Genomic DNA, 9,131 nt, shown 5'->3' with positions numbered 1-9,131 from the left:
CAGAAGTGTATAAGAGACAGCGACGGGGGCGGGGCCTCCGGCCCCGGTGACGAAGGCCGTCCAGGCGGCCGATGGGAAGAGCAGGGCCCCGCGGTCGCGGGCCTTGCTGTCGCCGACGGCTATCAGCGCGTCGTCCGTGATCTGAATCTCCACACAGTTACCGCTTTCCGCGCTGGAACGGCTGGAACTCCGCCACCGGTGGGTGGGAAGGCCGTGTCGCATGGGTTCACTCCTGCCGGCTCTCGTCGAACTCGTTGCTCTCGTCGAACTCGGCCGCGAGGGCCGTGATGAGGCGAGCGGAATCCTCGGGGGAGAGCGCACGCTCGCACAATTGCTCGGCCGCGACCCGGTAGGGCGTCAGGTCCGCCTCATCCTCGAGGAAAATCCTACTCTGTTTCTGTTCGAGAAAGACGATATCCATATCGACGGGGGAGGAGTATCCGAACAAGCGGAAGCTGCCGTCCGTGCCGGCGTGCGCGCCCGAGGAGTAGGGCATCACGCGAATGGACACCCGGGGGAGTCGGCCCATCTCGATCAGATTCCTCAACTGACCCGACATTACAACCGGGTTGCCGATCCTGCGGTGCAGCACCGCCTCGTCCAGCACGCAGACGAACCGGGGGGCGTCGGGCTCCCGCAGCAGACTCTGTCGATCCAGTCGGATGCGCACGGCCTCCTCCAGGGACAGGTCGGGCGGTGTCGGGAACCCGGAGATGACGGCGTGCGCGTACTCCCGGGTCTGGAACAGGCCGGGGATCACGATGGCCTCGTACTCGAAGATCCGACTGGCCGTCGATTCGAGTTCGATCAGCTCCTGGAGCTTGGGGGCCATGACATCACGACGTTGTTGCCACCAGCCCCGTTGCCTGGCGGTGTGGTTGAGCTCCAGCAGTCCGGTGCGGAACTCCCGATCGGTGATTCCGTACAGGTCCAGCAGGGCGTCGAGTTCCAGTCGGGTCAGGCTCGTCCTGCCCGCCTCGACCCGGCTGATTTTCGTATCGCTCCCATCGATGGCGGTGGCCGCCGCGTTCTGGGAGACCCGAGCGTTCTCCCGCATGCGACGCAGTTCCATGCCGAGTCGCATTCGGCGGACGGTGGTGACCGGTTGTCCCATCTGGTTCTCCTCGTCTCCGTGGGCAGGGACAGTGTGCCGCATGGCCCCCCACCTCCCGGCCGTCAGATAATCGAACTGCGTTTCGCGGGGTGGCGAAAGGAAAATTTGCGGTGGGGGAATTCCCGATTCCGTTTTCCCCTCCCCGACGGCACCCCGGGGGGTTCTCGAGGCCCCGAACGGGCCCATCGGCCATGTGTAGGGTGTGGGGGCAGGTGTCGAGCGCTGGGGGCGCAGGCGGCTCCCGGGGAGCGGGGAAAGCAGTGCGCGGCAAGGTGATGATCCCGGCCATCGCCCTGATGGCCTTGGTGGTGGGGGCGGTGGTCCTCCTCCTGGTACGCGGTGACGACGACACCCCCACCGACGGGGCGGCCGAGCTGGCGGAGGAGTTCCTGCGGGCCTGGCCCCTGGACGACGAGGTGGAGCCGGCCGCCGAACTCACCGACGACCCCGAGGCGGCGGCCTCGCTGTTGGAGTCGGTGAATCGCAACCTCTCCCCCGAGGGACGGGAGACCGTCTCGGTCGGGGAGCCCGGGGAGGCGGCGGCGGACGCCCCCACCGGAGCCGTCGCCGTCCCCTACACCGTCGTCTACGACCTCGGTGAGGGCCTGCCCGAGTGGACGGTGGACTCGAGCATCACACTGGTCCCCGCCCCGGAGGAGGACCCCACCGACACCGGCTGGTTGGTGCATTGGGAACCCTCCCTCATCCACCCCGACCTGGCGGACGAACAGACCCTGATGCGCACCACCGACAAGCCGGAGCGCGCGTCCGTCCTGGCCGCCGACGGCAGCGAGTTGGCGGGCAGCGGACAGGTGTGGTCGATCAGCGTCTGGCCCGCCGTGCTCACCGATCCCGAGGAGGCGTGGGCCGCCATCGACGCCCTGGACGTGGGTGTGGACACCGAGGCGCTCGCCGAGCGGGTGGAGCAGGCCGATCCGGACCGGGCGGTCCACGTGGTCACCATCCGCGACGAGCTGTACGAGGAACACCGTGACGAACTCCACGCCGTGCTGGGCCTCCGGTTCGACCAGTCCTCCCGTCCCCTGGCGTACGCCGCCCGCTCGGTGGTCGGCGGGGTGGACCCCGAGACCGGCGAGGGCACCTCGGGCCTCCAGGCACGCTGGGACGAGCGGCTCTCCGGCGTCCCGCTCACCTCGGTGGTGATCGCCGAACGGCAGTCCGCGAGCGCGGTGGAGACCCTGGCCGAGGGCGAGGGTGGCATCGACGGCGAACCGTTGGAGACCACCATCGACCCGGTCCTGCAGGAGGCGGCCGAGGAGGCGTTGGCCGGGCAGGAACAGAAGGGCTCGATAGCCGCACTGCGCCCCTCCACCGGCGAGGTGCTGGCCCTGGCGGACCAGCCGTTGGACTTCGCCCGGTCGGCCGAGGGGCGTTACGCCCCCGGTTCCGGCTTCAAGGTGATCACCGCCGCCGCCCTGCTGGAGGCCGGCCTCACGGCCGAGGACGTGCTGGGCTGCCCGAAGGAGGAGGTGGTCCGCGGCTACCGCTTCCACAACCAGGACGAGTTCGAACTCGGCCCGGACACCACGCTGCACGAGGCGTTCACTGCCTCCTGCAACACCGCGTTCATCGGCAACCGCGACCGGTTCGAGCCGGAGACCCTCCGGGAGACGGCCCTGGCCTTCGGCGTCGGGGGCGAGTGGGAGGCCGGGCTGACCACGTTCGACGGCAGCGTGCCGGTCGCGGACGGGGAGAGCGACCTCGCCGCCTCACTGATCGGTCAGGCCCGGGTGGAGACGAGCCCGCTGGGCATGGCCGCGGTCGCCGCCACCGTGGCGGCGGGGGAGTTCCACCAGCCGGTGCTGGTCCCCGGGGAGAGCGGGGAGGTGTGGGAGCCGCCGACCCGCCTCGCCGACTCCACCGTCGAGGAACTGCGGAGGATGATGCGGGCCACGGTCACCGAGGGCACCGCCTCCGCGCTGCGGGACGTGCCGGGCGAGCCGCACGCCAAGACCGGCACCGCCGAGTTCGCCACGGGCGAGAACGGCGAACTCTCCACCCATGCCTGGATGATCGGCTTCCTCGGTGAGGAGGACCTGGCCTTCGCGGTGCTGCTGGAGGACGGCGGCTCGGGCGGTTCGCACGCCGGGCCGGTGGCGGCAAGGTTCCTGCGCGCCGTGGTCGCCGCCGCCGGCTGACCGGACCGGGCCCGTCCGGCCCCGACACCGTGACCGGATACCCCGCCCGGTCCCCGGCCGGCGGCGATCACCGCCGGCCGGGGTATCCGGTCAGGAACCCGCCGCGCGGACGGTGGGGCGTGCGAACGCCGGGACGGCCACCAGCGCGGCACACACCGCGGCCGCCGCCGGGACGAGGTATCCCGTGCCCTCGGCACCGACTCGTTCGACCATCCAGCCGCCGCCGGCCGCGCCGAGGGCCAACCCGCCGAGCAGGGCCGTCACGGCCAGGGCCATGCCCTCGTTGAGCCGGTCGCCCGGGGTGGCCCCCTGCACCAGGGTCATCCCGGAGACCATGGTCGGAGCGGTGGCCATGCCCGCCACCAACAGCACGGGTGCCGGGACGAGCAGACCGCCCGCCCCGGCGGCGATCGCCGGCAGCGTCATCAGCACGGCCATCGCCGCCACGCACAGGGCGAACCGGCGCCCCGCCGGCCGGTGGGGCGCAGCAGGCCGAACGCGAGCCCGGCCGGCGCGCAACCCCCGGCCCGGGCCGCGAGCACCCCGCCGGCCGGTGGATGGTTGCCGGAGCCCGACCGCGAGGTGCTGACCCGCGGGGTGCCGGCCGGCCCCGGGACCCGGCGTGCCGGGGGTGACGGCTGACGGACGGTCACATCGGCCGGTCGGTGCCGCCGGCGTCCGCCGTGCCCGCCGGAGGGACCGGCGTCGCCGGGGCGAGGTCGCGCGCCAGCAGCGTCGCCCCCGCCACCGCGCCGGGCATCAGCAGTACGGCCCCGCCCGGGACGAGGAAGAGCAGCACCAGGGGCATCCCGAAGCCCAACGCCGTCCGGCGCCTTCCCGAGACCAGCCGCAGACGCTCCCGCAGTTCCAGTCCCCGCCGCTGGAGGGCGTAGGCGGCCAGTTCGGAGGTGAGGAACCAACCCGCCACCGCGGTGCCCAGGACGAACCCGAACACCTGCCCGGCGAACGGCACCAGGCCGACCAGGAAGACCGGGACCGCGAGCAGCAGGGTTCGCCACAGCGTGCCCAGGCTCTCCCCGAGCGAGACCGCCAACTCCCGCCACAGCGGTCGCTCCGGCCCCTCGGGAACCGCGGTTCCGGTCCCGGTGGCTTCCTCCTCCTCCACCTGTTGGGAGAGCGCGTCGTAGAGCGGGTCACCGACCAGCAGGGTGACGGTGGTGAAGGTGACCACGGCCAGCAGGATCCCGGCACCCAGCAGGGCCACCCCGGCGGCGAACCGGACCGCCGTCCGTCCGCCGGTCTCCCAGTCGTCGGCGAACGGGGTGATCAACACCGCCAGGTCGTCGAGACGGAGGACGAGGAGGACCAGTGCCGCCGCGTAGACCAGGAAGACGACCAGGGCGGGCAGCAGGCACCGCGCGTACGTACGGGGGTGGCGCAGCACCCAGCGCTGTCCCCGGGCGAGGAAGCGCAGCCCGGCCCGGAACCCGTCGCCCCGGCGGGCGTCCCGGGGCGCGTCCCGGCGATCGTTCATGGCGCACGAGCGTAGTCCCCACCCGACGCCCCCGCCGGACGGCCCCCCGGCACACGGGGGGCGGGCCGGGACGTCGGTGACCCGTGCCGTGGCGTGCCGGCGTCAACCCGCCACGGCACGGGTCACGGACGCCCCGGCGGCTCCCGGCGCCGCGAAGGACGCCGCTCCTTGACGGGTGAACCCCGGCGGCGCGGCACTAGCGGGTCTCCTCCGGATCCTCCTCCGCGGCCCGGGGCGTGTCCTCCGGGTCGGGGGCGTCGAGCCAGCCGCGCTCGGCGGCCAGGACCCCCGCCTGGAAGCGGCTGTCGGCACCCAGCCGTTCCATCAGTTCGGTGACCGTGCGGACCACGGTGCGCGGGGAGGTCCCCAGCCGTTCGGCGATCTCCTCGTTGGTGCGGCCCGTCGCGAGCAGCAGCAGCACGTCCCGGGCCGGCCCCCGGGGAGCGGCGTCGCCCGGCGCGCCGCCCGGATCGAGGAAGTCCTCGGAGTGCTCCCAGAAGTGGTCGAAGAGCCGGCGCAGGAAGGCCATGAGGGCCTGGTCGCGGACCACCACCGCGCCCCGGGCGGTGTCATCGACGTCGATCGGCAGTACCGCTCCCGTCCCGTCGTAGATCAGCATCCGACTCGGCAGCACCCCCGCGCACCGCACCTGTGCCCCCGCCTCCCGGATCCGGGTCGCGTACTGCACGGCGGCCCGGTCCGCCCGGGCGCTGCGCGGCAGCAGGGTGCGGATGGTGGTCCCGCGCTCCAACTGGGCCAGGTCCAACGGGAGCGAGGCCCGAATGGCCTCCTCCGACACCCGACGACCGGACTGCATGCTGTCCAGCGACCGCCGGCAGCCGCGCGCCAGATCGGCGAGAACGGCGCGGACGTTCTCCAGCCCCTCCACGGTCTCGATGTCACCGGGCACGGTGCGCAGACTCCGCGCCTCGAGGAAGTGTCCGGACAGGGAGTGCAGCCTGGCCCGGGTCGCCGCGACCGTGATCTGCAGCCGCAGGATCTCCTGTTCCTCCGCGGCCAGCAACTCCTCGGCCGCGCTCTCCGGCGCCACCGCCACCCAGCCACCGGCCGGGGAGGGGCGCAGCAGGCCCAGTGCGGAGAGTTCGCCCTCCGCGCGGGCCACCGCCTCGCGGGGCAGGCCGGACCGTCGGGCCAGTCCCGCCGTGGAGTCCGTGGGGTGGGAGACCCGAAGCCGGTACACCCGCAGGGTGTCCTCCGGCAGTCCGCTGGGATGATTCATCGCCGCCCCGGCACACGGCGGCTCGTGCGGGGACCCGACCGGGTCCTCATGTGAGCCAGCCGTTCTGTACGGCCTTGACCCCCGCCTGGAAGCGGCTGTCCGCGTCCAGGCGTTCCATCAGCACCGACACGATGCGGCTCACCGAGCGGTCCGACATGCCCAGTTGGTGCGCGATCACCTGGTTCTTCTTGCCGGTGGCCATGAGCAACAGGACATCCCGCTCCAGACCGGTCGGCGCCGGTCCGGCGACCCGGTCCACCTCGGAGAAGTTCACCGACCGTTCCCAGTAGTACTCGAAGAGCCGCCGCACGAAACCGAGTACGGCCGGGTCGCGGACCAACGCCACCCCCGCGCCGGTGTTCTCCGGATCGATGGGCAGCACCGCGCACACCCGGTCGTAGATCTGCACCCGGGAGGGCAGCGTGCTGCTGCTGCGCACCTGGGCGCCGGCCGCCGTGATCCGGGCCACGAACTGGGCGGTGGGCAGGTGCCGTCGGGCGCTGTGCTGGAAGATCGTGCGCATCTCCACGCCCCGGGCCAGGATCTCCAGGTCCAGCGGCACGGCGGAGCGGATGGCCTGTTCGCCCTGACCCCCACCCGGCGCGAGGGTGTCCAGGGAACTCGAACAGGTGCGTGCCAGATCGTCGATGACGGCCCGGATGCTGTCGATGCCCTTGATCACCTCGATGTTGGTCTTGGCCGAGCGCAGACTGCGGGCCTCGAGGTAGTCGCCGCTCAGGGCGTGCAGGCGGGCCCTGGTCGCGGCCATGGTGATCCGCCGTTGCAGGATGTCCTGCTCGAGCGGGGCGAGCAGCTCGTCCGCCGCGCTCTCCGGGCTGATCGCCACCCAGCCGCCTCCCGGCGACGGACGCAACAACCCCAGGTCGGCGAGTTGTTCCTCGGCCTTGGCGGCCTCTTCGGTCGGCACCCCGGCCCGGGCCGCGATCTGCTCCACGGATTCCGTGGGGTGGATCACCCGGAGTCGGTATATGCGGGTTGCCGCCGCGCCTATTTCGCTGGGTTCCAGCACGCTTTTCTTTCCTCGTACGACGACAGCCGTCCCCTGGCGTCAAGTCGCCAGGCAACATGACGCCACCGTGGCCGGCTCGACTTCACCATCATTGCCCGTGAGTATCGACGGCAACAGCATGCCACCCCGATCAGGGCCTGTGGAGATAGGAGTGAAAACCGTGAAGAGGATCGCGTTCGCCGCCGTCACGGCTCTGCTGGTTTCGGTGCTGGGCGCCGGAGCCGCCCATGCCACGCCCAGCACCATCTGGGAATCCTCGTCCCCGCTGAGCACCATCTGGGAGTGAGGTCCCACCGGGGTGGGCACGACCGGACGTCCCCCACCGGTCGCGTCGGGCTCGCCCCACCGGGTGTCGTCTTCACGCCATGACCCGTACGGCCGACCGAAAGGAGGCGGCGTTGAGCTCCGGTACCCCCATCGCGATCCTGCTCGATCCCGCTCCGGCGGCCGTCCGCGCGGCACGGAAGGTGGGAGCCCGCTGTCTGGCGCTGGCCTCTCCCTCCGCCTCGCCCGAGGTACGGCAGGCGTGCCTGATGGCCGATGAGCGCGTCGACGTCGACTGGTCGGACCACCCCTCCCTGCTGGAGGCGATCCACCACTTCGCCGACCCCCCCACACGCTCGTCGGATCGTCGTCCCCGGGCCTCCGTCCTCGGTTTCACCGCGGTCGGGTCCCTGGCGGCGGCCCGGGCCAACGAGTCCCTGGGTCTCCCCGGCAATCCACACGCGGCCGTCGCCTATCTGACGGACAAGGCCGCGCTCCGGGACCGGGTCAACCGTTCGACCGCTTCCCCCGTGCGGTTCGAGCGGTGCGACCGGGTCGCGGCTCTGGTGCCGACCGCCGAGCGGGTCGGCTTCCCTTGCGTGGTCAAACCGCGCACCGGCTCCGGTGGCACGGATGTCCATCTGCTGCGTTCGGCGGCGGATGCGGACGTGTTCTCCCGGCGGTCGGCACCGGAGCCCGCACTGATCGTGGAGGAGTACCTGGAGGGCCCCGAGCTGCGGGTCGACGTCCACTCCCGGGACGGACGACACACCGTGCTGGCGGTCAGCCGCCGGGTTCGCCCGGCACAGAGCCCGTCCCCGGCCTCCCCCGGGCCGGGGACGTTCGTCCTCACCGGTTCCGCCCGGGGCTGGGACCTGCCGGTCGATCTCGGCCGCCGGGAACAGGCCCGGGTGCAGCGACTGGCGGAGACCACCCTCACCGCCGCGGGCCACCGTCACGGCCACGCCCGGGTCGAGATGGTGCTCACCCGGCGGGGACCGCTTCTCCTGGAGGCCGACGCCGACCCCGGTGCGGATCCCTTCCCCGAATTCCTGGCCGCCGCCACCGGCCACGACATCCACGCCCTGACCCTGGCGGGCGTCCTGGGCCGTCCCGACCCCGGAGTGCGCCGCAGCCCCGCCGGGTACGCCGGGCTGCGCCGGATCCTCTCGGCGGACGGCCTGCCGCCGGCCCCCGAGCGGGTGGAGGCCGCGCGCGCGGTGCCCGGCGTGGTGTCGGTCGACGTGCGCCGCAGGACGCCCGCCCCGGTCGGGACGGACGCTCCCTCCGTGCCCCGCCTCTCCCGGCGTCTTCCCGAGCCTCCCGGCGAGTCGGTGGTCCTCACCGGCCGGATCGGTGGGATCACCGGTTCCCCCCACATCACCCCGCGCCGCCCGGCCGGCTTTCCCTTCGGGGACACCCGCACCGGGCCCGCGGGGGACACCACCGGTTCGCAGGCCCTCCGCGGCCGTCGTGCGCCGGCGATCACCAGCCGGGTCGCCGGACACGACGCGCAGGTCGCGGTCATCGCCTCCGGACCCACCCCCGGGCGGGTGGCCACCGCGTTGCGCGCGGCAGAGGCCCGACTCGCCCCGCCGGGCCGCCTCCCGGCCTCCCCCCACCGGGAGGCGGCCCGCGCCATCGTCGAAGCAGCCCGCGCCGCGTACGGGGCGCGGGTCGGAGAGGTCGTCGCCGAGGGCTCCCGGCGCGTCGGCGCCGAAGCCGACCCTCGGCGAACCGACCGGTCGGTGGGCATCTCGGCGGGAGAGCCCTCCGGGTCGCGCGCCGGCGGTGACACCGACCGGGGGGAGGAGACGCCCTTATCCCCC

Annotated in this window: 9 protein-coding genes; 3 read left to right on the top strand and 6 right to left on the bottom strand. The window is 72.9% G+C overall.

Going from position 1 to position 9,131, the window contains the following annotated elements; all coding sequences use genetic code 11:
* Window positions 1-222 (bottom strand): DUF397 domain-containing protein (locus FNQ90_RS05495; protein WP_182605224.1); only part of this gene is annotated, 222 nt, incomplete at its 3' end.
* A gap of 4 nt (window positions 223-226) precedes the next feature.
* Window positions 227-1,156: a helix-turn-helix domain-containing protein gene (locus FNQ90_RS05490; protein ID WP_182605223.1), complete on the bottom strand. Its 930-nt coding sequence runs from the start codon at window positions 1,154-1,156 to the stop codon at window positions 227-229.
* Window positions 1,157-1,374: 218 nt separating this feature from the next.
* On the opposite strand from FNQ90_RS05490, the gene FNQ90_RS05485 reads away from it, so the two are divergent.
* The gene (locus FNQ90_RS05485; protein ID WP_323379791.1) at window positions 1,375-3,273 is read left to right on the top strand and encodes a penicillin-binding transpeptidase domain-containing protein; all 1,899 of its coding nucleotides are present in this window, start codon (window positions 1,375-1,377) and stop codon (window positions 3,271-3,273) included.
* Between the two features lie 90 nt (window positions 3,274-3,363).
* Here FNQ90_RS05485 and FNQ90_RS05480 read toward each other — a convergent pair whose 3' ends face one another.
* The 4 genes from FNQ90_RS05480 to FNQ90_RS05465 all read right to left on the bottom strand — a co-directional run bounded on the left by FNQ90_RS05480 (window position 3,364) and on the right by FNQ90_RS05465 (window position 7,038).
* Window positions 3,364-3,720, bottom strand: coding sequence for a hypothetical protein (locus FNQ90_RS05480; protein WP_182605222.1), 357 nt, complete (start codon window positions 3,718-3,720; stop codon window positions 3,364-3,366).
* 202 nt (window positions 3,721-3,922) lie between these two features.
* A complete protein-coding gene (locus FNQ90_RS05475) occupies window positions 3,923-4,768 on the bottom strand; it encodes an EI24 domain-containing protein (protein ID WP_182605221.1) in 846 nt (281 codons plus the stop codon).
* A gap of 196 nt (window positions 4,769-4,964) precedes the next feature.
* The gene (locus FNQ90_RS05470; RefSeq protein WP_182605220.1) at window positions 4,965-6,008 is read right to left on the bottom strand and encodes a helix-turn-helix transcriptional regulator; all 1,044 of its coding nucleotides are present in this window, start codon (window positions 6,006-6,008) and stop codon (window positions 4,965-4,967) included.
* A 46-nt stretch (window positions 6,009-6,054) separates the two neighbouring features.
* Window positions 6,055-7,038 carry a helix-turn-helix transcriptional regulator gene (locus FNQ90_RS05465; RefSeq protein WP_323379790.1) on the bottom strand — a complete coding sequence of 328 codons (984 nt, stop codon included), beginning with the start codon at window positions 7,036-7,038 and terminating at the stop codon, window positions 6,055-6,057.
* Window positions 7,039-7,198: 160 nt separating this feature from the next.
* Here FNQ90_RS05465 and FNQ90_RS28035 point away from each other — a divergent pair, with 160 nt between their 5' ends.
* Window positions 7,199-7,324 (top strand): hypothetical protein, encoded by a 126-nt coding sequence (locus tag FNQ90_RS28035; protein WP_267130968.1) that lies wholly within the window; start codon window positions 7,199-7,201, stop codon window positions 7,322-7,324.
* Between the two features lie 112 nt (window positions 7,325-7,436).
* Window positions 7,437-9,131, top strand: a 1,695-nt coding sequence (locus FNQ90_RS05460; RefSeq protein WP_182605219.1) for an ATP-grasp domain-containing protein, incomplete at its 3' end; no start/stop codon positions are given.

The sequence above is a fragment of the Streptomyces alkaliphilus genome (genome assembly GCF_014141535.1).
In the GTDB taxonomy this organism is placed as follows: domain Bacteria; phylum Actinomycetota; class Actinomycetes; order Streptomycetales; family Streptomycetaceae; genus Streptomyces; species Streptomyces alkaliphilus.
The sequence above is the reverse complement of the archived record's forward strand: the minus strand, read 5'-3'. Positions and strand labels throughout refer to the sequence as shown.